This window comes from Microbacterium sp. zg-Y1090, assembly GCF_030246945.1.
In the GTDB taxonomy this organism is placed as follows: domain Bacteria; phylum Actinomycetota; class Actinomycetes; order Actinomycetales; family Microbacteriaceae; genus Microbacterium; species Microbacterium wangruii.
Window position 1 is genome coordinate 302,482 of sequence record NZ_CP126742.1, and the last position, 23,743, is coordinate 326,224.

Consider the following 23,743-nt stretch of genomic DNA (forward strand, 5'->3'; position numbering starts at 1 on the left):
GATGACCACCGACATCAAGAAGGGCCTGGCGGGCGTCGTCGCCGACGTGACCGCGATCTCCAAGGTCGACCCCGAGATCAACAGCCTCATGTACCGCGGCTACCCGGTGCAGGAGCTCGCGGCGACCCAGCCGTTCGAGGCGGTCGCCTACCTGCTCTGGAACGGCGAGCTGCCCACCGACGAGCAGCTCTCGGAGCTGCGCGCGGTCGAGCGTGCCAACCGTGCGCTCTCGCCCGCGGTCAAGGACCTCATCGACGCGATGCCGCTGGATGCCCACCCGATGGACGAGGTGCGCACCGTGGTGAGCCTCATCGGTGCGGTCGACACCGCGGGCATCGACAATGTGCTCGACGCCGTCGGCACGCCGGCGGAGAACCTCGACCGCAGCATCCGGCTGTTCGCCGCGCTGCCGGCCGTCGTCGCCTACGGGCAGCGCCGCCGCCGCGGCGAGCAGCCCGTCGAGCCGCGCGAGGACCTCGACTACGCCGCCAACTTCCTCTGGATGACGTTCGGCGAGGAGCCCCACGAGGTCGTCGTCGACGCGTTCAACCGGTCGATGGTGCTGTACGCCGAGCACTCCTTCAACGCGTCGACCTTCACGGGGCGGGTCATCACCTCGACCCTCAGCGACCTCTACTCGGCGGTCGTCGGCGCCATCGGCGCCCTCAAGGGACCGCTGCACGGCGGTGCCAACGAGGCGGTGCTGCACATCTTCACCGAGATCGGCTCGGCCGAGAACGTCGTGCCGTGGCTCGACGAAGCCCTCGCGGCCAAGCGCAAGATCATGGGGTTCGGGCACCGCGTGTACAAGCGCGGGGATTCCCGCGTGCCGACCATGAAGGCGGCGCTGGACACCCTCGTCTCGCACTACGACCGTCCTGACGTGGCCGAGCTGTACGACACCCTCGAGTCGGAGTTCGTCGGCCGCAAGGGCATCTACCCGAACCTCGACTACCCCTCCGGGCCGGCGTACAGCCTGATGGGATTCGACACCCTCACCTTCACACCGCTGTTCATCGCCGCGCGCGTCACGGGGTGGACGGCGCACATCATGGAGCAGCAGGCCTCCAACGCCCTCATCCGCCCGCTGTCGGACTACGACGGTCCGGCCGAGCGCCACATCGAGGGCTACGAGCCGGACGCCGCGCAGGTCGAGGCCATGCAGCGCGCGGAGGAAGCAGCGAGCTGACCCAGCGCGCGCACCGCTGAACGCAGGGCCGCCGGCTTCCGGCGGCCCTTCGTCTGCCCGTGCGCGGCCCGCGCTCAGCCGGGCACGGCGCGCTGCAGCGTCGCGACCGCCTCGCGCAGCGCCTGCACCACGGCGGGTGCGGACTCGAGTGTCACGCGCACTTCGGGGCCGGAGACCGACACGGCGGCCGGCAGCGCCATGCCCGGCACGGCGACGGCGAAGCAGCGCACGCCGACCTCCTGCTCGCCTTCATCGATCGCATAGCCGCGCGCGCGGATCGTGCCGAGCTCTGCGAGCAGGTCGTCTTCGGTGCGCAGCGTGGTGTCGGTGAACCCCGGCATCCCGGTCCGACCCACGAGCGCCCGCACGTCGGCGTCGGGTAGCTGCGCGAGCAGCGCCTTGCCCACGCCGGTGGCGTGCGGGAAGACCCGGCGGCCGACCTCGGTGAACATGCGCATCTGGTGCTTCGACGGCGCCTGCGCGACGTAGGTGGCCATGTCGCCGTCGAGCACCGCGAAGTTCGCGCTCTCCTGTGTGGCTTCGCTGAGCCGCAGCAGGGCGGGCTTCGCCCACCCGGAGAGCCGCCGCGTCGCCGCTTCGCCGAGCCGGATGAGGCCGGGGCCGAGGCTGTAGCGCCGGGACGGCAGTTGCATGACGTAGCCGCGGGCGGCGAGGGTGCGCAGCAGTCGGTGGATCGTCGCGGGCGGCAGTGACAGCGCGGCGGCGATCTCGCCGACTCCCGCTTCGCCGCCGAGGGTCGCGAGCGCCTCGAGCAGATCGAGGGTGCGGGCCACCGACTGCACCCCCGCGGTGGCGTTCTTCTTCATGGTGCGCTCCTATTCCGCATGATGGAATCAGCATTCCATAAGACGAGGTGAAGCTGGTAGCTTCGGCGGGGATCCCTCACCCGACCGAGAGGCAGAGCCGCCATGGACACCACGCACACCGCTCGACAGCAGCGCGCCGACCTGGCGGTCGCGGAGCCGATCCTCGCGTTCGCCGAGGAGGCGCTCGCGGCAGAGGGGATCGACGCCGCTGCGTTCTGGGACGGCGTCAGCGCGCTCCTGCGCGACCTGACGCCGCGCAACCGGGAGCTGCTCGCCGAGCGCGACCGGCTGCAGGCGCAGATCGACGACTACCACCGGGCGCACCCGGGGCGGCCCGACTCGGCGGACTACCGCGCGTTCCTCGAGCGCATCGGCTACCTGCTGGAGCAGCCCGCTCCCTTCGGCATCCGCACCGAGAACGTCGACGCCGAGATCGCGACCCTCGCCGGCCCGCAGCTGGTGGTGCCGCTGCTGAACGCGCGCTTCGCCGTCAATGCGGCCAACGCACGGTGGGGTTCCCTCTACGACGCGCTCTACGGCACCGACGCGATCCCCGAGGAAGGGGAGCTGGTGCCCGGCGCGGAGTACAACCCGCAGCGCGGCGCCGCAGTCATCGCCTACGGCCGCCGTCTGCTCGACGAGGTCGCGCCCCTCACCCGTGGCTCGCACGCCGATGCGGAGAACTACCGCGTCGCGAACGGTGTGCTGCGTGTCACCGTGGCGGGGCAGGACGTCGAGCTGCAGGATGCCGACGCCTTCGTCGGCTACACCGGCGATGCGGCCGAGCCCGCGTCGGTGCTGCTGCGCCACCACGGTCTGCACCTCGACGTGCAGATCGACCGCGCCGGCCGCATCGGCGCCACCGACCCCGCGGGCATCGACGACATCGTCGTGGAGTCGGCGCTGACGACGATCATGGACCTCGAGGACTCCGTCGCCGCCGTCGACGCCGACGACAAGGCGCTCGGCTACCGCAACTGGCAGGGGTTGGTGACCGGCACGCTCACCGCCGAGCTCGTCAAGAACGGCCGCTCCTTCACCCGCCGAATGAACGACGACCGCCGCTACACCGCCCCCGACGGGTCGGAGTTCGCCCTCCCCGGCCGCTCGCTGCTGCTCGTGCGCAACGTGGGGCACCTGATGACCACGGACGCCATCACGGATGCCGCGGGGGAGTCGGTGCCCGAAGGCATCCTCGATGCGATCATGACCGCCGTCGGCGCGCTGCCCGACCTGCGCGGCGACCGGGCGGGGACGAACTCCCGCACCGGGTCGCTGTACATCGTGAAGCCCAAGATGCACGGGCCGGCGGAGGTCGCCTTCACCGTGGAGCTGTTCTCCCGCGTCGAGGATCTCCTGGGCCTGCCGGCGAACACCCTCAAGGTGGGCATCATGGACGAGGAGCGGCGCACCACGCTCAACCTGCGGGCGGCGATCGCCGAGGCCGCCGACCGCATCGTGTTCATCAACACCGGGTTCCTCGACCGCACCGGCGACGAGATCCACACGTCGCTGCAGGCCGGACCCGTCGTGCCGAAGGCCGCCATCAAAGCCCAGCCGTTCCTCGGCGCGTACGAGGACGCCAACGTGGATGCCGGGCTCGGCGCCGGGTTCATCGGCCGCGCCCAGATCGGCAAGGGGATGTGGGCCATGCCCGACCTCATGCACGACATGCTGGAGCAGAAGATCGCTCAGGTGCGCTCGGGGGCGACGACGGCGTGGGTTCCCTCGCCCACCGCGGCCACTCTGCACGCCCTGCACTACCACCAGGTCGACGTCGCCGAGGTGCAGCGCACCGTCGCGGAGCGGCCCCCGCGGGGCATCGACGACATCCTGATCCCGCCGCTGCAGACAGAGCCGCTCGGCCGCGACGCGGTGCTGGCCGAGGTCGACAACAACGTGCAGTCGATCCTCGGGTACGTGGTGCGGTGGATCGACCAGGGTGTCGGATGCTCGAAGGTCCCGGACATCAACGGCGTCGCGCTGATGGAGGACCGGGCCACGCTGCGCATCTCGAGCCAGCTGCTCGCCAACTGGCTCGCGCACGGGGTGATCGACGCCGCTGACGTCGACCGCAGCCTCGAGAAGCTCGCGGGGGTCGTCGACGCGCAGAACGCCGGCGACCCCGACTACGAGCCGCTGCTCGACGACGAGGGGCATGGCCGCGGCATCGCGTTCGAGTCCGCCCGCCGCCTGATCGTCGAGGGCGCCGCGCAGCCGAACGGCTACACCGAGCCGATCCTGCACGAGATGCGCCGCCGCAAGAAGGCTGCGCTCGCCGCGGTGTGAGTGGTCGCGACTTCGGGTGAACCCTCGGCGTTGAGAGGGGGCGCGCGCGGAGCGCCCGTGGGTATTCACGGGCACGTCGGGGTGTCGTTCCGCGCACATGAGTGGACTCTCATGTCCACCGCTGGCAACCGCCCTCAGGGCGTCGGTGGCCGCTGGTAGCGTCGGGAGAATCCGGTACACCGCCGTGCCTTTTTCAGGAGAGACCGTGCCACTGACGCCCCCCTCCCGCGCCCGCCGCCTGCTGGCATCCTTCGCCGCCGCGGCATTGGTCCTCACCGGATCGGCCGTCGTCACGGCGGCGCCCGCGCTCGCCGCCGACCGCACGTTCGCCCTCGTCGGCAGCCTGCAGAGCGAGCTGGGCTGCTCCGACGACTGGCAGCCCGACTGCGCCGCGACCGAGCTCGCGGCGACCGACGAGGCGGGCATCTTCGCGGCCGAGTTCGAGGTGCCCGCAGGCAGCTACGAGTACAAGGTCGCCGTCAACGACACCTGGGATGAGGCGTACGGACTCGACGGGGGCGCCGACAACATCCCGCTGACCATCGACGGCCCGGCGACCCTGCGCTTCGTCTTCGACGACACCACCCACCGTGTGGGCCTCGAGGCGCTGAGCGTCCGCGGCGAGTACGACGGCGACGCCGACGGCGACCTCGTCGCCCCGCCGGTGCGCCAGCCCGGCGCCGCCGAGCAGTTCTACTTCGTGATGACCGATCGCTTCGCCAACGGCGACCTCGGCAACGACACCGGCGGCATCGAGGGCGACCGCTTCGCGCACGGCTTCGACCCGACCGACAAGGGCTTCTACAACGGCGGCGACCTCGCGGGCCTGCGCTCACAGCTCGACTACATCGCCGGCCTCGGCACCACGGCGATCTGGCTCACCCCGAGCTTCGCCAACCGGCCGGTGCAGGGGGAAGGGGCGGATGCCAGTGCCGGCTACCACGGCTACTGGATCACCGACTTCACGCAGATCGACCCGCACCTGGGCACCAACGCCGAACTCGAGGCCCTCATCGCCGAGGCGCACGCGCAGGACATCAAGGTCTACTTCGACATCATCACCAACCACACCGCCGACGTCATCGGCTACGAAGAGGGCGTCTACGACTACGTCGACGCGGCGACCGAGCCCTACCGCGACGCCGCGGGCAACGCCTTCGACCCCGCCGACTACGCGGGCACCGGCGACTTCCCCGCCCTCGACGCCGCGACGAGCTTCCCGTACACCCCGGTCGTCGACCCCGCCCTGCAGGACGCGAAGACCCCCGCGTGGCTGAACGACCCGACGCTGTACCACAACCGCGGAAACACGGTCTGGGAGGGCGAGTCGGTGACCCTCGGCGACTTCGACGGGCTCGACGACCTCATGACCGAGCACCCCACGGTCGTCGAGGGCTTCGTCGACGTCTACCAGGACTGGATCGACCTCGGCATCGACGGCTTCCGCATCGACACCGTCAAGCACGTGAACCCGGAGTTCTGGGAGCAGTGGTCCACCGAGGTGCTGGACTACGCCCGCGACGTCGCAGGCAAGCCCGACTTCTTCATGTTCGGCGAGGTGTACGACGCCGACCCCGCGAAGCTCGCACCCTACGTGCGCGACACCGACATGAACTCGGTGCTCGACTTCGCGTTCCAGTCCGCCGCCGTCGGCTACGCCGCGGGCAACAGCGCCCGTGGACTGCAGTCCCTGTACGCCGGCGACGATCGCTACACGACCCCGGATTCCTCGGCCACGGCCCTCCCCACCTTCCTCGGCAACCATGACATGGGCCGCGTCGGCTACCTGCTGAAGTCGGCCCCCGACGCGCTGCAGCGCGATCTGCTCGCCCACGAGCTGATGTTCTTCGGCCGCGGGCAGCCGGTGGTCTACTACGGCGACGAGCAGGGCTTCGCCGGTCCCGGCGGCGACAAGAGCGCCCGCCAGACCCTCTTCGCCAGCGCCGTGCCCGAGTACCGCGACCAGAACCTGATCACCGGCGAGGTCGCAGGCGCCGTCGACCGCTACGACACCGATGCACCGATCTACACGCACATCGCCGAGCTCGCGCAGCTGCGCGAGGAGCACCCCGCCCTCGTCACCGGCGCGCAGATCGAGCGCCGCGCCGACAACGGTGCCGGCGTGTACGCGTTCTCCCGCGTCGACCGCGACGAGAAGGTCGACTACCTCGTCGCGCTGAACAACACCGCCGCCCCCGCGACGGCGCAGATCCCCACCCTCACCGCCGACGCCGGGTTCGCCCCGGTGTACGGCGCCGACACCGCCGTGGCGGCCGGCTCCGATGCCGTGGTCGAGCTCACCGTGCCGGCGCTGTCGGCCGTCGTCTACCGCGCCGACACCCCCGTCACCGACCCCGCCGGCGCCCCCGCGATCACCGTCCAGGCCCCGACGCCCGGCGCCGCACTCAGCGGCTCGGTCGCCGTCTCGGCCGACGTCGACGACTCCACGTGGCAGGAGACGAGCTTCGCCTGGCGCGTGGTCGGCTCCGACGAGTGGCGGCCGCTCGGCACCGCCGAGAGCACCAGCCCGCGTGTCTTCCACGACATCCGCGACCTCGCGGCGGGCACCCTCGTGGAGTACCGGGCCGTCACGACGGATGCCGGCGGCGACCGCGCCGCGGCATCCACCTACGCCTCCGTGGGCAACGCCGTCTCGCTCGAGGTCCCCGAAGAGCCCGAGCAGCCGATCGACATGGTGACCATCGCCGGCAGCCTCAACTCCGAGCTCGGCTGCCCTGGCGACTGGACCCCCGGCTGTGAAGCGGCGAACCTGACGCTCGGCGCCGACGGCATCTGGGCGCGCACGTTCGACCTGCCCGCCGGCGACTACGAGTACAAGGCCGCGCTCAACGGCTCGTGGGATCTCAACTACGGCGCCGGTGGCGTGGCGAACGGCGCGAACATCGCGATTTCGCACCCCGGCGGGGCCATCTCGTTCTACTTCGACCCGCGCAGCAACATCGTGCAGTCCAGCGCCGAGGGGCCCATCGTCACGCTCCCCGGCTCCGTGCAGAGCGAGCTGGGCTGCGCCGGCGACTGGATGCCGGAGTGCCTCGCGACCCTCATGGCCGACGCCGACCGCGACGGGGTGTACGAGTTCACCACCGACGCGATCCCCGCAGGCGCCTACGAGATCAAGGTCGCGCACGGCCTCAGCTGGGACGAGAACTACGGTGTCGGCGGCGCGCCCGGCGGCGCGAACTACGCGTTCACCGTCGCCGAGGGCACCGTCGTGGTCTTCCGCTACACCCTGGCGACCCATGTGCTCGCGATCGACGTCGCCGACCCGCCGCTGGCGGGAGTCGGCCAGTCGCGCGCGCACTGGATCGACGCCGAGACCCTCGCGTGGCCGGCCGACCTGGGCGCCGACGCGGCGGATGCCACCTGGCAGCTGCACGCCGCAGCCGACGCGTCACTGGCCGTCACCGACGACGGCGTCACCGGCGGTGAGAGCATCGACCTCGAGCGGGTCGACGGCGGTCTCACCGAGTCCCAGCGCGAGCGGTTCCCGGCACTGGCCGGGTTCGTCGCGCTGCGCGTCCCCGATGCGGATGCCGCCGGCGAGCTGCTGCGCGGCCAGCTGATGGTGTCGCAGCAGGGCGGTGACGGTGCGCTCTCCGCGGCCACCGGCGTGCAGATCCCGGGCGTGCTCGACGACCTCTACGCCGACGCGGCGGCCGACGCCGACCTCGGCGTGACGTTCCGCGGCAACAAGCCCACCTTCCGGCTGTGGGCCCCGACCGCGCAGTCGGTGACCCTGCTGACCTGGGACGGCCCCACCGGCCACACCGCGCGCGACGAAGGCACGCCGACGCGCCATGAGGCGACGCGCGATGCGGCATCCGGTGTCTGGGAAGTGGCGGGCAAGCGCGACCTCACGGGCGACGAGTTCCTGTGGGAGGTCGTGGTCTACGCCCCCGAGACCGGGGCGATCGAGACCAATCTTGTCACCGACCCGTACTCGCACGCGCTCACGACGAACTCCGTGCGGTCGGTCGCTGTCGACCTGGCCGACAAGGAGTGGAAGCCGCGGGCCTGGGAGCGCACGAAGGCACCCGTGATCGATCGCCCCGTGGACCGGGCGATCTACGAGCTGCACGTGCGCGACTTCTCCCTCACCGACATATCGGTGCCCGAGGCGGAGCGGGGCACCTACCGCGCCTTCACCCGCGACAGCGCCGGAACCCAGCAGCTGCGACAGCTGGCGGATGCCGGCATCAACACCGTGCACCTGCTCCCCACCTTCGACATCGCCACGATCGAGGAGGATCGGGCGGCGCAGGCGCAGCCCGCGTGCGACCTGGCGTCGTACGGCCCGGCGTCCGCCGAGCAGCAGGCGTGCGTCGAAGCCATCGCCGACGCCGACGGCTTCAACTGGGGCTACGACCCCTACCACTTCACCGCTCCCGAAGGCTCGTACGCCGTCGACCCCGAGGGCGGGGCGCGCGTGCACGAGTTCCGCGAGATGGTGGGTGCCCTTCACGGCATGGGCCTGCAGGTGGTGCTCGACCAGGTGTTCAACCACACCGCGCAGTCGGGCCAGGGTGAGAAGTCGGTGCTCGACCGGGTCGTCCCCGGCTACTACCACCGGCTGAACCTCACCGGCGGCGTGGAGACCTCCACCTGCTGCCAGAACGTCGCCACCGAGCACGAGCTGGCCGAGAAGCTGATGGTCGATTCCGTCGTCACCTGGGCGCGCGACTACAAGGTCGACGGGTTCCGGTTCGACCTCATGGGTCACCACTCGACGGCGAACATGCAGGCCGTTCGCGACGCGCTCGACGCGCTCACGATGAAGAAGGACGGCGTCGACGGGTCGAAGGTCTACCTCTACGGAGAGGGATGGAACTTCGGCGAGGTCGCCGACGACGCCCTGTTCCCGCAGGCCCGGCAGGGAAACCTCGGCGGGACCGGCGTCGGCACCTTCAGCGACCGCCTGCGCGACGCCGTGCACGGCGGCAGCCCGGTGGCAGGCGAGACGGTGCAGCAGCAGGGCTTCGGCACGGGCCTCGGAACCGACCCGAACGGCAATCCCATCAACGGCACCCCCGAGCAGGCGCTGGCCGACCTCGCACACCAAACCGACCTGGTGAAGCTGGGCCTCGCGGGCAACCTGCGGGACTTCACCCTCACCGACTCCACCGGCACCGTGCGCGCCGGTGACGAACTCGACTACCGCGGCGCCCCCGCCGGCTACGCCGAGCAGCCCGACGAGATCATCACCTACGTCGACGCGCACGACAATGAGACGCTGTACGACCTGTCGGTGCTCAAGCTTCCCACCGACACGCCCATGGCCGATCGCGTGCGCATGAACACGCTGTCGCTGGCGACCACCGCCTTCGCGCAGACGCCGTCGTTCTGGCACGCCGGCACCGAACTGCTGCGTTCGAAGTCGCTCGATCGCAACAGCTACAACTCCGGCGACTGGTTCAACCGCATCGACTGGACCGGCCAGGAGTCGACGTTCGGCTCCGGGCTGCCCCGCGCGGCCGACAACGAGGACAAGTGGCCGATCATGGCGCCGCTGCTGGCCGATCCGGCGCTGAAGCCCGCGGCATCCGACATCGCCGCTGCCGAAGCCGCGGCGCTGGATCTCCTGCGCGTGCGCGAAGAGGTCGGACTGCTGCGGCTGGGGTCGGCGGAGCAGATCCAGCAGAAGGTGTCGTTCCCGGGCAGCGGACCGGACGCGGCTCCCGGCGCGCTCGTCATGCTCATCGACGACCGGGTGGGTGCCGACGTCGACCGCCGCCTCGATGGCGCGCTCGTGGCCTTCAACGCCTCGCCCGAGCCGATCACGCAGACGCTTCCCGAGCTGTCGGGCCGTGGCTTCGCGCTCACCCCGGCGCTCGCGAACGGCGCGGACGCCGTCGTGAAGACGACGACGTGGGATGCCGCCTCCGGCACCCTCACCGTGCCGCCGCGCACGGCGGTCGTGCTGGTCGAACGCGAGCCGGTCGCGACCTCGGTGGCGGCCGTGGCGGACCGACTTCTGGTGAAGGCGGGCCAGCAGGTCACCGTGACCGCGCGGGTCTCCAGCGCCGACCGCAGCGCGCCGGTGGGCACGGTCTCCGTGACCGATGGCAGCCGCGTGCTGGCCACGGCCGACGTGCCCGCTACGGCGAAGGGCCGGGTGTCGGTGAAACTGCCGCCGCTGACCCGCGGCATCCACCTGCTGCGCGTGTCGTTCACCGGCGGTGCAGGGCACGGCGATTCGCGGGCGCTGCTGCCGGTGCCGGTGATCGTCTTCTAGGGCGCGCGCGGGGGCCGTCCGTCAGCGGTCGGTCACGGCTGCGCGCCGCGCGGCGACCTTGCCGGTCGTGATGGCGTCCAGATGCAGCGCGCGGCGGCGCAGCAGCCAGCGGCCATCGACGCGGGCGTACATGTCGCGGTACCGCACGTACCAGGTCAGGTCCCTGGCCGCGCCCTGGTCGCCGGTGATGTGGTGTGCGACGCAGGTGATCGTGCCGACCGCCGCATCGGGGTCGTCGGCCGCGTCGAACACCGCACCGACGATGGCGTGCACGGTGACGGGGACGGCGGTCAGCGTCTGAAGTGCCGCGGCGATCTCGACGCGGCCGTGGTGGTGGATCACCGGGTCGAGCTGAACGGGCGGGTCGGGCAGCGACAGCACGCCGTCGTGCGCGAACAGACCGGCCACGGCGTCCCAGCGCCGTTCGTCCACCGCGAGGGCGTAGCGGGCGACGAGGTCCGCGAGATCGCTGCGGTCACCGGCGTGCATGTGCATGGCGTCTCCTTTGCGACGGCGGCCTGCGTCGTCGATGACCGTGCCGCGCTTGCATATTAACCAACCAAGCGTTTGTATGGCGATATGTTCGCTGAGTTGGCCTTCTTCTCCTTCGTCTCCCTCGCTGACGCCGAGCAGAGCGGGGCCTACAACCGATGGCACCAGCTCGACCATCGGCCCGAGAACCTCGCGCTCCCCGGCGTCGCGTGGGGCGACCGCTGGGCCAGGCCCAGCGACTACGTGCCCCTCACCCGGAGCAGTGGCGAGTTCGAGGACGTCAGCTACGTCGCCATGTACTGGTTCCGCCCACCCGTCGAGCAGTCGGTCGCGGAGTGGGATGCGCTGGGCGAGGCCTCGTTCCAATGGGGGCGCGGCCCTCTCATCCCCGGGGTGAGCCGACCGATGCTGGCGTTCTTCAGGCCCGTGAAGGGCTACGCCGCGCCTCGCGCCCTCGTCGCCCCGGAGATCCTCCCCTACCGACCGAACCGGGGGCTGCATGTGACTGTCACCCGATTCGACGAGCCGCACGCGACCGGGACCCACGAGGCGCACCGGGTGGAAGATCGTGAGACCGTCCCGGCGATCCTCGCCCTCGACGGCGTGGCCGGGGCGTGGACGTTCTCGTACTCCCACCCGCAGCGCCACTCGAGCCTTCCCTTCGACCCCACCGCGCAAGAGGCCTCCGGGAGCATCCGGATCCGCGTCGTCTACCTCGAGGAGGATCCGGCGGAGATGGCGGCCCACATCCACCGCATCGACGATGAGCGCCAGAGCCCTGTGGGGCGGGTGCTGCTGTCCGGGCCGGTGAAGACGATCATCCCGTGGCAGGACTGGTGAGCGGCGCGCCCAGCGACCTCGACGGGCGTCTGCGAAGGATCGAGGACCGCCTCGAGATCGCCGATCTGATCGCCCGCTACGGACCCGCCGTCGACGCCGGTTCGGGAGACGCCGTGGCGGCGCTGTGGACGGTCGACGGCGAGTACGCGTTCGATGACGCGGTGCTGACAGGGCCGGAGATCGCCGATGTCGTGGACCACCCCACGCATCGTCGGCTCATGGCGGCGGGATGCGCGCATGTCCTTTCGCCGCCCCGCATCGATCTCGATGGCGACCGGGCGACCGTCGTGCACCACTCGATCGTGCTGGAGAGCATCGGGGGCGCCTGGACGCCGGTTCGGGGGAGTGCCAACCGGTGGCTGTTCGTGAGGACGCCCGGCGGCTGGCGGGCGTGCAATCGGAGCAATCGCCTGCTGACCGGGTCCGATGAGGCGCGGGCACTGCTCGCGCCATAGGCGCTCGTCGACCGGTGGGGTTCAGTGGCCGAAGCGGGTCAGCGGCGTCTCTCCGGATGCCGCGAGTCTGGCCAGTGTGCCCTGGCGCGGAGTGAGGGCGCTGCCGAACCGGATGTCCCAGTGCGCCGCCTCATGGCCGGGTGCTACCGTGCGCCGCGCGTGGTGCGCCCAGTTGGGATCGTCCAGCATCTCCCGCCCGAGGAGCACGAGGTCGGCATCGCCGCTGTCCACCAGCAGCTCGGCCTGCCGCGGGTCGACCACGAAGCCCACCGTGGCGGCGGCCACCCCGGCGCCGTGCCTGACCGCGCGCGAGAAGTCGGCATGGAAGGCGAAGCCCCGGCGCACCCGCGTGTCGGCGGTTCGATCCGTGGAGATGCCGCCGGAGGAGGTGTCGACGATGTCGACTCCGTGTGCTGCGAGCGCCCGCGCGAACTCGATGGTGTCCTCGATGCCCAGTCCTCCGTCGATGCCGTCCACAGCGGACACCCGGTACGACAGGGCGTTGTCGGGGCCGATGGCCTCGCGCACGGCGTCGACCACGGCGAGGGGATAGCGTTGCCGCGCGGCAGCGCTGCCTCCCCATTCGTCGGTCCGCCGGTTCGACAGTGGGGACAGGAACGAATGAAGCAGGTAGCCGTGTGCCCCGTGCAGCTCGATGAACCGGAAGCCTGCGGCGACCGCGCGGCGCGCGGCATCCCGCCATTCCCGAATCGAGCGCCGGATGTCGGTGTCGTTCATCGCGTTTGGCTCGGGCCAGCCGGCGCCCGGGGCGAGGGTGCTGGGCGCCTCGGTCTGCCACGGGGGGAACCCCGCTGCGGCATCCTGCTCATCGAGCGGGGCGCCTGCCCGCCAGGGCTCGCGCACCGCGGCGCGACGCCCGGCGTGCGCCAGTTGGATGCCGGCGACCGCGCCGCTGTCGGTGAGGAACCGCGCCACCTGCGCCAGGCGGGGCATGTGGGCGTCCTTCCAGATGCCCGCGTCCCGCGGCGAGATGCGGCCGCGCGGTGAGACGGCCGTCGCCTCCATGATGACCAGGCCCGCTCCGCCCAGGGCGAAGCGTCCGAGGTGCACCAGATGGAAGTCGGTGGCGAAGCCGTCGCGCGAGGAGTACATGCACATCGGCGAGACGCCGATGCGGTTGGGCAAGGTCACGCCGCGCAGGCGAAGAGGCTCGAACAGTGCGGATCCGGCGTCGGCGGTGGTCACCCTGCTAACCTAACGCTTGTTTGGGGCAACGGTCGAGCCTTCGACCTCCGCCCGCCGTCGAGGAGGACGCATGAACGCACGACCGCACACGATCGTCACGGGCGGCGCCAGCGGCATCGGTGCCGCCGTCGTCGCGGAGCTGCTCCGCAGGGGGCACCGGGTGACCGTGTTCGACCTGAGCGCCGACGCCCACCCGGGCGCCTTCGCGGCGTCCGTGGACGTCACGGACGAGACCGCGGTGAGCGCAGCCGTGCAGGCGGCGATCGAGCGCGGGGGAACCGTGACCGGCGTGGTGGCGTGCCATGGCATCCGGGGTGCCTTCGTGCCGGCGCTCGAGATGGACCTGGCGGCCATGCGGCGGCTGTACGACGTGCACGTCGTCGGCACCGTCGCGGTATGCCGGGAGGTCGTCAGGCGACTGCACGGCGCGCCGGGGTCCATCGTGCTGCTGTCCTCCACCACCGCGTATCGCGGCTGGGCGAACCAGATCGATTACGGCACGGCGAAGGCGGCCGTCCGCCAGCTCGCCGAGAACCTCGCCGTCGAGTGGGCGCCGCTGCGGGTGCGGGTCAATGCGGTGGCGCCTGGGCACACCCTCACTCCGATGGTCGAGGACCTCATCGCCGGCGGCTACGACATCTCGACGGTCGAGCGACGCACGCCGCTCGGGCGGCTGGCGCAGCCGGACGAGATGGCCGGGGCGATCGTCCACCTGCTCGAGGATGCGACGTTCGTCACCGGGCAGTGCCTCGCCGTCGACGGCGGATGGACCGCTGTCGGCAAATAGGTGCGGCGGCGCCCGCCGGTCAGGCAGATGGCGGGCGCGTGATGCCGGTCTTGGCGAGGCCGAGCGCGAGCAGGCACGTGACCGCGGCGCACACCGCGACCGCGGCGAAGCACCAGCTCAGTGCGGACGCCGAGAGGTAGGCGCTCTCGGGGCCGGCCGGCGCCGCCATGATGACGAGGGCGAAGGCCGCTCCGGCGACAGCGCCCGACAGTGACCGTGCGAGGGAGTTCACGCCGTTCGCGCCGGCCGTCTGGTGCGCCGGCACCGATGCCATGATCAGCGCGGGCATGGCGGCGAACGCGAGCGCGACACCCGATCCGACGAGGGCTGCGCCGACTGCGACGAGCGGCACGCTGCCGTGGAAGAGCAGACGGAACACGAACGCCGCCGTCATCACCGCGGCGCCCACCGCGAGGGTGATGCGGCCGCCGAACCGGCTCAGCATCCGGCCTGCGACGGGGGAGAGGAGGATCATCGAGACCGCCGAAGCGGCGAGCAGGAACCCGGCCGTGGTCAGCGGCAGGCCCAGGCCGTACCCGGTCGAGGTCGGGGCGAGCGCCTCCTGCGCGGTCAGCAGATGGTTGGCATACATGCCGAAGGTCGCGACGAACGAGGCCACGTTGATCTGCAGCACCGGGGAGCGCAGCGATGTGCGGACGTCGATGACGGGAGAGGGGTGGCGCCGCTCCCACAGCAGCCACCCGGTCAACGCCGACGCGGCGACCGCGAGCGTGCCGATGGTCGTCCCGGTCGCCGGGCCCCACGCCGCGGCTCGCGACAGCACGAGCATCAGAGCGACGAGCCCCAGCGACAGCAGCACGGCGCCGATCAGGTCGAACCTGCCGGGGTCGCGCGCGGGCGCTTCCCGCACGAACAGCACCACGAGTGCGGTGAACACCGACCCGGCCGCCGCCGACAGCCAGAAGATCGCCGGCAGCCCGCCCCAGGTCACGAGCGATCCGGCCAGGGCGAGCCCCACGGCGGACCCCACGCCGAGCGTGCCGCTGATGAGCGCCATGCCCATCTCGGCGCGACGGCGCTTCACCAGCGCCGACAGCAGGCTGATGCCGATGGGCACCACCGCGACGGCGAAACCCTGCAGCGCTCGGCCGACGAGGATCGCGGTGAAGGTCGGGACGGCAGCGGCCAGCACCGATCCGGCCACCAGCAGCGTCATCGCCACCAGCAGCATCCGCCGCCTGCCGTACATGTCGGCGAGCCGAGACAGCACCGGCGTGCCCACGGTGCCCACCAGCAGCGTGATCGTCACGAGCCAGGCAGCGTCACCCGCGCTGACACCGAGCAGCCGGGAAGCTTCCGGCAGGATCGGCACCACGAGGGTGAACTGCAGCGAGCTGAGCATGCCGCACGCCGCGAGCACGCCGACGATGCGGCGCTCGCCGCGGTCTGCCGCCGACGTGTAAGACACCGGCCCCGCTCAGCCGCGCCCGATGACCCGGCGATGCAGGCGCCACCCGGCCTCCGTGCGCACGAACTCGTCGTCGTAGGTTCCCATCGCCGCCAACTGCGGCTGCGCGTCGGTGGCGAGGTAGTACCGGAAGTAGCTGCGCGACCTCGCCCGGTCGCCGTCGAGATCCACGACGACGGTCGAGACGTCGTGTCGCGTGGCGCTTCCCGGCCCCTGCACGCCGGCCGCGCGGCGCTCGCGCACTCCGGCAAGCAGAGCGTGCCTGCCCCGCAGGGTCTGCGTGCGCAGGGGCAGTCCCGTGGCGTCGGTCAGATCCCACACGGCGTCCTCGGTGAAGTGCTCCACGTAGTCCTCCGGCTCGCCGGTGTCGGCCGACTGCGCGATGCGCGCGAGCAGGGTGAGGATGGCCTGGTGATCCGCGAGCGCATCCGGCGTGGTGGTCATGCGACGGCCGCCCAGGAGGTCAGATGAGCGCGCAGATCCCGGGGGATCGGCACGGGCGTCTGTTCCGGTGAGACGGTCACGACGGTGTTCTCGGCACGGGCGACCAGCACCCCGTCGTCGACGCGCACCATGCGGAACGCGAACCGGAACGAGCTCGAGCCGATCCTGCCCATCCGCAGCTCGATCCGCACCTGATCGAACAGCCGCGCCGCGGCGAGGTACTCGCATTGGGTCGCGCGTGACACCGTCCACCATCCGAAGCGATTGACGAGGGTGTCCTGCCGCAGGCCCTGCAGATACAGGAATTCGGACTGCAGAGCCTCCATCTTGGGGAACCAGGCGGCGTAGTACAGGATGCCGGCGGGATCCGTGTCGGCGTAGCTCAGGCGCACCACGTGCTCGTGGAGCACACGCCCGACGGCATCCGTCACTGCGTCACCGTCCAGCCGCCGTCCACCGGCAGGAGCACGCCGTTGATGTATCCGGCGATCGGCGACAGCAGGAACAGCGTCGCGTAGGCGATGTCGTCTGCTGCCGCCATGCGCCGCAGCGGAATGCGCTCGAGCACACGATGGCCCATCTCGCTCGCGGCGAAGTCCGCCAGCCGAGGGGTGTCCGTCATCCCGGGCGCCACGGCGTTGCTGCGGAACTGCCCGCCCCGGTGTGCGGCGAGATGCCGGACGTAGCCGGTCAGGGCGGCCTTCGACGCGGAGTACCAGTCGCTGTCCGTGCCCACGAGGTTGCCTGCGACGGATGCCGTGACCACCATGGCGGCGCCCGGACCAGGGTCGGTGCCGGCCCACGCCTCGGTCATCAGTCGCACGCTGCCCACGCTGATCCGCAGTGCGTCGTCGAAGGGGAGGGCGGAGCGGGATGCGGGGCCCGCGTTGTTGTGCAGGTAGCGCACGGGGCCGACGGCGTTGACGGCGGCGGCGACGCCGGCCTCGACCACCGCGCGATCGGACACGTCGCCGACCCAGGTGTGCACCCGCGCGCCGCCGGCATCGCGGATCAGCGTGGCCGTCTGCTCCAGTCCTTCCGCGCTCAGGTCCCACAGGCTGGTGGCCAGCCCCATCTGCGCCGCGCGCAGGGCGGTGGCGCGGCCGATGCCGCTCCCCGCGCCGGTGATGAGGATCGCCCCGTCGGAGGGGAAGCCCAGATCGATCGCAGTCATCTCGTCTCCTTTGACCAAGCACTTGCTTGCTGATCACAGTAGCGATCAACCGCCCGCGCCGCCATCACGCTCACCGGGTGCTGAGGATGAATCCGCGGTACCCCTCGGCGGCGACCTGGTCCGCGCGGTCGATATAGGCGCGGAATCCACCGATGTACGGCAGGAAGCCCCGGGCCTTGCCCTCGATGTTCGACCCGGTGTACCACGAAGGTGCCGAGCCGAAGAGGGTGCGGTCCGCCAGTTCCAGCGAATGCTCGGTCCACGCGGTCGCCGCGTCGGCGCGTGCCTCGGCCGAAGTCAGCCCTTCGGCCCGGCAGTGGTCGATGAGGCGCAGCGCGTACTCGCCCTGCTGCTCCGAGGTCAAGGCCATGTTCGACAGCACGCTCGGACTGCCGGGGCCGTTGAGGACGAGCAGGTTGGGGAAGCCGGGCAGGCCGATGCCGAGGTAGGTGACGGGGAATCCCTGCCATTCGTCCCGGAGGGAGCGGTCGTCCCTGCCGCGGATGTCCATCGCCGTCAGGGCTCCGGTCATCGCGTCGAAGCCCGTGGCGTAGACGATGGCATCGTGCTCCCGCAGCCCCGTCGCGGTGCGGATGCCTGTCGGATCCACCGCGACGAGGGGATCCTCGCGCAGGTTCACCAGGCGCACGTGGGGGAGCGTGAACGTCTCGTAGTAGGAGCTGTCGGTGCAGATCCGCTTGGTGCCCAGAGGATGGTCCGTCGGGGTGAGGGCGGCGCGCACGTGCGGGTCGGGAACGCGCTCGGCGAGCTTGCGCTCGAAGAACTCGCGCGCCGCGTCGTTGATCCTCGGCTCGACCGTCAGTCCCTGGAAGGCTTTGGCGAACAGCACGCCACCGCGCCGCCAGCTCTCCTCGAAGACGGCCTCGCGCTCGGCGAGGGTGGCCTCGTCGAAGGGGACGGGATGGCTCGTCCACGGCGAGCCGGCGCTCCCGTTCCACGACAGCTCGCGCCGGCGGCGGAGGTTCTGCTGCTGCCGATCCCATTCGTCGTCGTCGATCGGGTGGTTGAACGCCGGAATGCTGTAGTTCGCGCTGCGCTGGTAGACGACCACCTCGGCGGCTGTGGCGGCGATGAGCGGGATCGCCTGGACCCCGGATGACCCGGTGCCGATCACGGCCACGCGCTTGCCGGTGAAGTCGACCTGCCGGTGGGGCCAGGCCGAGGTCTGCAGCACCTCGCCGGTGAACGAGTCGCGACCCGGGATGTCCGGCAGCTGGGGCTGGGACAGTCCGCCGGCGGCCATCACAAGCCACCGCGCGGACGCGGTCAGTCCGTTCTGCGTGCGCACGGTCCATCGGTGGGCCGCCTCGTCCCACGTGGCGCCGGCGACGCGCTCGCCGAAGCGGTAGTGACGCCGGACGTCGAAGCGGTCGGCGACGTGGGAGAGGTACTCGAGGATCTCGGGCTGGGTCGCATACCGCTCGCGCCACCGCCATTCGCGCTGCAGCTCGTCGTCGAACGAGTAGGAATAGTCGATGCTCTCCACGTCGCAGCGCGCACCCGGGTAGCGGTTCCAGTACCAGGTCCCGCCCACATCGTCGCCTGCTTCGATGCCGAGGATGTCGAGGCCGCGCCGCGCGGCGTGGATCGTCGTGTACATGCCGGCGAAGCCGGCTCCCACGACGATGAGGTCGTGCTCGGTGGTGGTCATCGGTGGTCCTTTGCCGTCGGTGTCGGGAGGGTGCGGATGTCGGCCCACAGCACGTCGAGAGCGCTCGCTGCAGGAGGGTGGCCTGCGATGGTGAGGAAGCCGTGGAACTGGTCGGGGTAGCGGCGCTCCAGCACGTGATTGCCGGCCAGGCGCAGCTGCGCCGCATAGGCGGTCCCCTCGTCGCAGAGCGGATCGAGCCCGGCGGTGACCACGATCGAGGATGGCTGCCCTGCCGCGTCGGTGCAGCCCCACGGGGTGGCGGCGGGACCCGGGGCGGCCGGGTCGGCATCGGGGCCGAGGTAGCTGCGCCAGTAGTAGGACAGGAGCGCCGAGGTGACGAAGTAGCCCTGCCCGCGCGTGACATGACTCGCCGAGCTCATGGTGGGATCGAGGAAGGGGTACAGCAGCACCTGCCCCACGACAGGCGAGTCGCCGCGATCGCGCAGCGCCCTGGTGGCGAGGGCCGCGAGGGTGGCGCCGGAGCTGTCACCGGCGAGGATCACTCCATCGCCCGCCAAGCCGGTGCGGCGCGACCAGTCGACCGCGGCCACGATGTCGTCGCGCGCCGCCGGCGGGCGGTGCTCCGGCGACAGGCGGTAGCCGACGGAGACGACGACGGAGCCGGTGCCCTTGGCCCATCTCCGGCAGAACCCGTCGTGGCTCGCGATGGAGCCGTGCAGGAAGCCCCCGCCGTGCGCGTACACCGTCACCGGCGCGCCCGGCCGCGGAGCGCGCGGGCGGTAGACCCGCACCGGAACACGGTGCCCTCCGGCATCCACCTCGGCGTCGGCGGTCGATTCGACGTCGTCGAGATTGTCGGCGGGGCGGACCCGCGCGTCCACCACCTCGCGCGCACGGTGCGGCTCGAGCGCCGTGATGTCGGGGAAGCCCTCGTTCAGCAGGGCGAGCATGCGCTGGGTCGCGTCCAATACGATCTCCCTTGATCGGTGACAAAGGTATGACTAACAGTCATACTCAAGTCAGGAATATGGCACGCGATGCCGAGGGGGTCAAGTGGAGCGGGACGCGAGTGCGCCGCGAGCGCCGATGAATCTGCCCGCGACCTCATGGGCGGTGCTGGGAATCCTGTCGTTCGACGCCCCGCTCTCGGGGTACGACATCAAGCGGTGGGCCGACCAGAGTCTGGCCTTCTTCTACTGGGCCCCCTCGCAGAGCCAGATCTACACAGAGCTGCGCCGTCTGGAGTCGCTGGGGCTGGCCGGGTCGCGCATCGAGCAGACGCATGCGGCCAAGAGTCGGCGCATCTACGAGATCACCGACCTCGGCAGGGCGAACATGGCGGCATGGATGCAAGAGGTCCCGGCCGACCCGGTGGTCCTGAAGCACTCGCATGTGCTGCGGCTGTGGGCCGCGCACAACGGCAGCCTCGACGCCCTGCGTGCGGAACTCCTCGAATACCGCGAATCAGTCCTGCGCACGGCGCAGGCGGCTGGGGATCACGCGCACGGGGCGCAGCGCGAGCCCTCCTGGGCCTACTCGCAGATCGCCCTGGAGTGGTCGGAGCGGTTCTACCTCGACGAGGCGGCCCGCATCGACTGGCTCATCGAGCGGCTGCGCGGCGTGGGCTGAGTCGCCGCCGAGGTTTCAGACTCCGTAGCCGCCGTCGACGTCGAGCTTCTGGCCGGTGATGAACCCTGCGCGCGGCGACGCCAGGAAGGCCACCGCCTCGGCGATGTCGTCCGCCGTGCCGAAGCGGCGCAGCGGGATGTGCGACATCGCGGCGTCCAGGGCGCGCTCGTCGAGATCTCCGGAGGCCATGAGGCGGGCGGACATGCCGTCCCAGAGCATGCCCGGGCCGACGCTGTTGACCCGCACGCCGAATCGGCCCTCCTCGGCGGCGAGGCCGCGTGCGAGCGCTTCGACCCCGCCCTTGGGCGCGGCCGACAGGCCGTCGCGCACGGGGTAGCGGCGGGTGGCGGCGCTGGTGACGACGGTGAGCGAGCCGGAGGCCTCGCGGAGCGCGGGGAGGAATGCCCGGGCGACGGCGAAGAAGCCCACCAGATCGTCGTCGACCTGCTGTGCGAACTGCTCGACGGACACCTTCGACAGATGCACCATCGGCACGTGCGGCCCAGCGGCGTGCACAACGGTATGCACTCGGCCGTGCCGCTGCGCCAGCTCTGTGGCGAGGGAGGTCGTCGCGCGCTCGTCGCGCACGTCGAGCGGGTGGGCTGTGGCCAGGTCGCCCAGCTCGGCGATCAGCGCTTCCGGCGTGCTGCGACGGTAGGTCACGGCGACGCGGATGCCGTCGGCGACGAGCCGTCGGGCGATCGCGGATCCGATCCCGCCGGTGCCGCCGGTGACGACGGCGACACCCTCGGGGGCGGTGGGCTGCGCTGGTGAAGTCGTGGGCATGACCGGAATCTAACAGCGATGCGGAGAACCCACCAAGCAATTGTTCGGTAATGTATTGAACGCGCCGAGGGCCCTGTGCTTTACTAAGCAAGCGTTTGGTCGCTACCCGTACTCAATGACGAGAAGGACACTCTCATGCGTCTCAGCAGAATCGCAGCAGTCGCCGCGGGCGTCGCTGTATCCACCCTGGTCCTCGCCGGATGCGCCGGGGACGCATCCCCCGCCGCAGAGACCACCGACGACGGCCCTGTGCGCGTCGTGGTGCTCGGCGGCATCGGAGCCGAGGGCATCCTGGCCGACAACGCCACCACCGCGGTCACCGCGGCGCTGGCATCGGTGGATGCCGTCAACGAGATGGGCGGCATCCTCGACCGGGAGGTGGTCATCGAGGTCATCGACGACACCGCAGATCCCACCGTGGCCGTGACGAAGCTGCGCGAGCTCTTCGCGAGTGACGAGAAGCCGCACTTCGTCATGAACTCGGGTCCGTCGACGATCACCGAGGCCATGCTGCCGATCCTGACGCAGAACAAGGTGGTGTCGTTCAACATCGGCCCGACCGAGACCTCCGGCGACCCCACGGTGTACCCGTACAGCTTCAACCTCTCCGCGTCGGTGCCCGACTACATCCACTCCTTCGTCACCGAGCTCGATGACAAGGGCTACGAGGACATCGCGATCCTGCACGGCTCCAGCGCCTACGGCGAGTCCTTCGGAGCCATGGCCGAGAAGATCTTCACCGAAGAAGGCTTCACCGTCACCGACATGGAGGGCTTCGACAACGCGGCTCTGGACATGACCGCTCAGCTCGAGGCGCTGCGTCAGTCTGACCCCGACGCCCTCGTCCTCGACGCCTACGGTGCACCGCTGGGCTACGTGCTGCAGGGTCTGGACAAGCTCGGCTGGGACGTTCCGGTGATCGGCAACTCCTCTGTCGCGGCGACCGGTCTGATCGCCACGGAGCCGCCGGCGGGCGTGCTGGGCACGCCCCAGGTGGCCAACCTGACGATGCAGGTCTACACGAGCACCCAGTTCGACCCGAATGACACGACGGTCAACGAGGCCGTCGAGCGCATGCTCGCCGCCGGCGACATCAAGTCGTCGCTGATTCTCGCCTACAACTACGACTCCATGCTGCTGATCAAGGCCGCGGCCGAGGCGGCGGGATCGCTGGACCCGGACGAGATCGTGAAGGCCCTGGTCGACCCTGAGGTGCAGGCGGAGACCCAGACGGCGATCCTGGGCAACTACGCGTTCACCGCCGACGAGCACAGCCCGCACGTGGCTCCCTCGGACTTCAAGTTCATCCCGCCGGGCAAGCTCGTCAACGGCCAGTACCAGCCGTAACCGGCATCCCGATGGCCGCAGCCGTCGAGGGTCGCGGAGGCTTCGCCCCCGTGCCCCTCGACGGGCTGCGCTCACCACACTTGAGGGAAGGAACCCGACGCCCATGACCATCATCTGGTCCGGTCTGGCTCTCGGCGCCGTCTACGCGCTGGTGGCGATCGGCTACAACATCGTCTTCTTGTCTCAGAAGACCTTCAACTTCGCGCAGGCCGCCTTGATGATGCTCGGCGCCTTCCTCGCCTACATGGGCATCGCCGTCATGGGCCTTCCCTGGTGGATCGTGGGCCTCGCGGCCGGGGTGATCGTCGGGGGGATCGCGGCCCTCGAGGAGCGCGTCGCGATCCGCCCGGTCAAGGATCCGCACAACCTGCTGGTGACCACTCTCGGCGCCTCGCTGATCATGGAGGGCGTCGCCCAGGTCATCTGGGGTGGCGAGCCCCGCCGCGTCCCCTTCTTCATGGGCGACCAGGTGCTCGAGGTCTTCGGTGGTCGCGTGTACCCCGTCGAGATCGTGCTGATCGTTCTGGTGATCCTGATCGTGGTCGCGTTGACGCAGTACGCCAAGCGGAGCATGACCGGGATCGCGCTGTTGGGCATGAGCGAGGATCGTGAGGCCGCGCGGCTGCGGGGCGTGAACGTGCGCACCTTCGCCATGGTCGCCTTCATCTTCACCGGTGTCCTGGCCGGCATGCTCGGCGTGTTCGTCGGGCCCAAGACCTTCGCCGTCGCGACCCTCGGTGCCTCGCTCGCGCTCAAGGGCTTCGTCGTCCTCGCCATCGGCGGCTTCGGGTCGCTGTGGGGCGTGCTCGCGGGCGGGCTGATCGTGGGCCTCGCCGAGGCCTTGTCCAGCCGCTACATCGGCGCCGACTTCGCGAACCTCACGATCTTCGCGATCCTCATCCTCATCCTCATGGTCAAGCCCGGCGGGCTCTTCACCCGCCGCATGGAAAGGACGGTGTGACC

General features: G+C 70.8%; 19 protein-coding genes. 9 read left to right on the forward strand and 10 right to left on the reverse strand.

Features of this window, described 5'->3' with window-relative positions:
* Position 1 precedes the first annotated feature (1 nt).
* Positions 2-1,189 carry a bifunctional 2-methylcitrate synthase/citrate synthase gene (locus QNO26_RS01380; protein WP_257638717.1) on the forward strand — a complete coding sequence of 396 codons (1,188 nt, stop codon included), beginning with the start codon at positions 2-4 and terminating at the stop codon, positions 1,187-1,189.
* Positions 1,190-1,263: 74 nt separating this feature from the next.
* Here the strand turns inward: QNO26_RS01380 and QNO26_RS01385 are convergent, their stop codons facing one another.
* Entirely contained in the window at positions 1,264-2,016 is a 753-nt protein-coding gene (locus QNO26_RS01385) for an IclR family transcriptional regulator (protein WP_257533056.1), read from the reverse strand.
* A gap of 102 nt (positions 2,017-2,118) precedes the next feature.
* Here QNO26_RS01385 and QNO26_RS01390 point away from each other — a divergent pair, with 102 nt between their 5' ends.
* Both QNO26_RS01390 and pulA read left to right on the forward strand, forming a co-directional pair.
* The gene (locus QNO26_RS01390; protein WP_257533058.1) at positions 2,119-4,305 is read left to right on the forward strand and encodes a malate synthase G; all 2,187 of its coding nucleotides are present in this window, start codon (positions 2,119-2,121) and stop codon (positions 4,303-4,305) included.
* A 205-nt stretch (positions 4,306-4,510) separates the two neighbouring features.
* Complete coding sequence (gene pulA / locus QNO26_RS01395) at positions 4,511-10,558, forward strand: pullulanase-type alpha-1,6-glucosidase (RefSeq protein ID WP_434543508.1); 6,048 nt, start codon at positions 4,511-4,513, stop codon at positions 10,556-10,558.
* Positions 10,559-10,579: 21 nt separating this feature from the next.
* Here pulA and QNO26_RS01400 read toward each other — a convergent pair whose 3' ends face one another.
* A complete protein-coding gene (locus tag QNO26_RS01400; protein WP_257533060.1) occupies positions 10,580-11,053 on the reverse strand; it encodes a nuclear transport factor 2 family protein in 474 nt (157 codons plus the stop codon).
* A gap of 84 nt (positions 11,054-11,137) precedes the next feature.
* On the opposite strand from QNO26_RS01400, the gene QNO26_RS01405 reads away from it, so the two are divergent.
* Positions 11,138-11,890, forward strand: coding sequence for a hypothetical protein (locus QNO26_RS01405; RefSeq protein ID WP_257533061.1), 753 nt, complete (start codon positions 11,138-11,140; stop codon positions 11,888-11,890).
* On the forward strand, positions 11,875-12,345 hold the full coding sequence (locus QNO26_RS01410) for a nuclear transport factor 2 family protein (RefSeq protein ID WP_257638716.1): 471 nt from the start codon (positions 11,875-11,877) through the stop codon (positions 12,343-12,345). Before QNO26_RS01405 ends, QNO26_RS01410 begins: the two co-directional genes overlap by 16 nt.
* Positions 12,346-12,366: 21 nt before the next feature.
* Here QNO26_RS01410 and QNO26_RS01415 read toward each other — a convergent pair whose 3' ends face one another.
* Positions 12,367-13,551 carry an NADH:flavin oxidoreductase/NADH oxidase gene (locus QNO26_RS01415; protein WP_257533065.1) on the reverse strand — a complete coding sequence of 395 codons (1,185 nt, stop codon included), beginning with the start codon at positions 13,549-13,551 and terminating at the stop codon, positions 12,367-12,369.
* A 70-nt stretch (positions 13,552-13,621) separates the two neighbouring features.
* On the opposite strand from QNO26_RS01415, the gene QNO26_RS01420 reads away from it, so the two are divergent.
* Entirely contained in the window at positions 13,622-14,338 is a 717-nt protein-coding gene (locus QNO26_RS01420) for an SDR family NAD(P)-dependent oxidoreductase (RefSeq protein WP_257533067.1), read from the forward strand.
* 19 nt (positions 14,339-14,357) lie between these two features.
* Here the strand turns inward: QNO26_RS01420 and QNO26_RS01425 are convergent, their stop codons facing one another.
* From QNO26_RS01425 to QNO26_RS01450, 6 genes are all read right to left on the reverse strand, one after another.
* Positions 14,358-15,767 (reverse strand): MFS transporter, encoded by a 1,410-nt coding sequence (locus QNO26_RS01425; RefSeq protein WP_257638715.1) that lies wholly within the window; start codon positions 15,765-15,767, stop codon positions 14,358-14,360.
* A gap of 9 nt (positions 15,768-15,776) precedes the next feature.
* Positions 15,777-16,211 (reverse strand): nuclear transport factor 2 family protein, encoded by a 435-nt coding sequence (locus tag QNO26_RS01430; RefSeq protein ID WP_257533071.1) that lies wholly within the window; start codon positions 16,209-16,211, stop codon positions 15,777-15,779.
* A complete protein-coding gene (locus QNO26_RS01435) occupies positions 16,208-16,642 on the reverse strand; it encodes an acyl-CoA thioesterase (RefSeq protein ID WP_257533073.1) in 435 nt (144 codons plus the stop codon). Before QNO26_RS01435 ends, QNO26_RS01430 begins: the two co-directional genes overlap by 4 nt.
* A complete protein-coding gene (locus QNO26_RS01440) occupies positions 16,639-17,385 on the reverse strand; it encodes an SDR family NAD(P)-dependent oxidoreductase (RefSeq protein ID WP_257533075.1) in 747 nt (248 codons plus the stop codon). Before QNO26_RS01440 ends, QNO26_RS01435 begins: the two co-directional genes overlap by 4 nt.
* A gap of 70 nt (positions 17,386-17,455) precedes the next feature.
* Complete coding sequence (locus QNO26_RS01445; RefSeq protein WP_257638714.1) at positions 17,456-19,057, reverse strand: flavin-containing monooxygenase; 1,602 nt, start codon at positions 19,055-19,057, stop codon at positions 17,456-17,458.
* Complete coding sequence (locus QNO26_RS01450; RefSeq protein WP_257533078.1) at positions 19,054-19,986, reverse strand: alpha/beta hydrolase; 933 nt, start codon at positions 19,984-19,986, stop codon at positions 19,054-19,056. Before QNO26_RS01450 ends, QNO26_RS01445 begins: the two co-directional genes overlap by 4 nt.
* A gap of 118 nt (positions 19,987-20,104) precedes the next feature.
* Here QNO26_RS01450 and QNO26_RS01455 point away from each other — a divergent pair, with 118 nt between their 5' ends.
* Positions 20,105-20,647: a PadR family transcriptional regulator gene (locus QNO26_RS01455; protein ID WP_257533081.1), complete on the forward strand. Its 543-nt coding sequence runs from the start codon at positions 20,105-20,107 to the stop codon at positions 20,645-20,647.
* Positions 20,648-20,662: 15 nt separating this feature from the next.
* On the opposite strand, the gene QNO26_RS01460 is transcribed toward QNO26_RS01455, so the two are convergent.
* Positions 20,663-21,433: an SDR family NAD(P)-dependent oxidoreductase gene (locus tag QNO26_RS01460; RefSeq protein WP_257533083.1), complete on the reverse strand. Its 771-nt coding sequence runs from the start codon at positions 21,431-21,433 to the stop codon at positions 20,663-20,665.
* Positions 21,434-21,568: 135 nt separating this feature from the next.
* Between QNO26_RS01460 and QNO26_RS01465 the strand changes: the two genes are divergently transcribed.
* Positions 21,569-22,780, forward strand: a complete 1,212-nt coding sequence (locus QNO26_RS01465; protein ID WP_257533085.1) for an ABC transporter substrate-binding protein — start codon at positions 21,569-21,571, stop codon at positions 22,778-22,780.
* A 103-nt stretch (positions 22,781-22,883) separates the two neighbouring features.
* Complete coding sequence (locus tag QNO26_RS01470) at positions 22,884-23,741, forward strand: branched-chain amino acid ABC transporter permease (RefSeq protein ID WP_257533087.1); 858 nt, start codon at positions 22,884-22,886, stop codon at positions 23,739-23,741.
* The last annotated feature ends 2 nt before the right edge of the window (positions 23,742-23,743 follow it).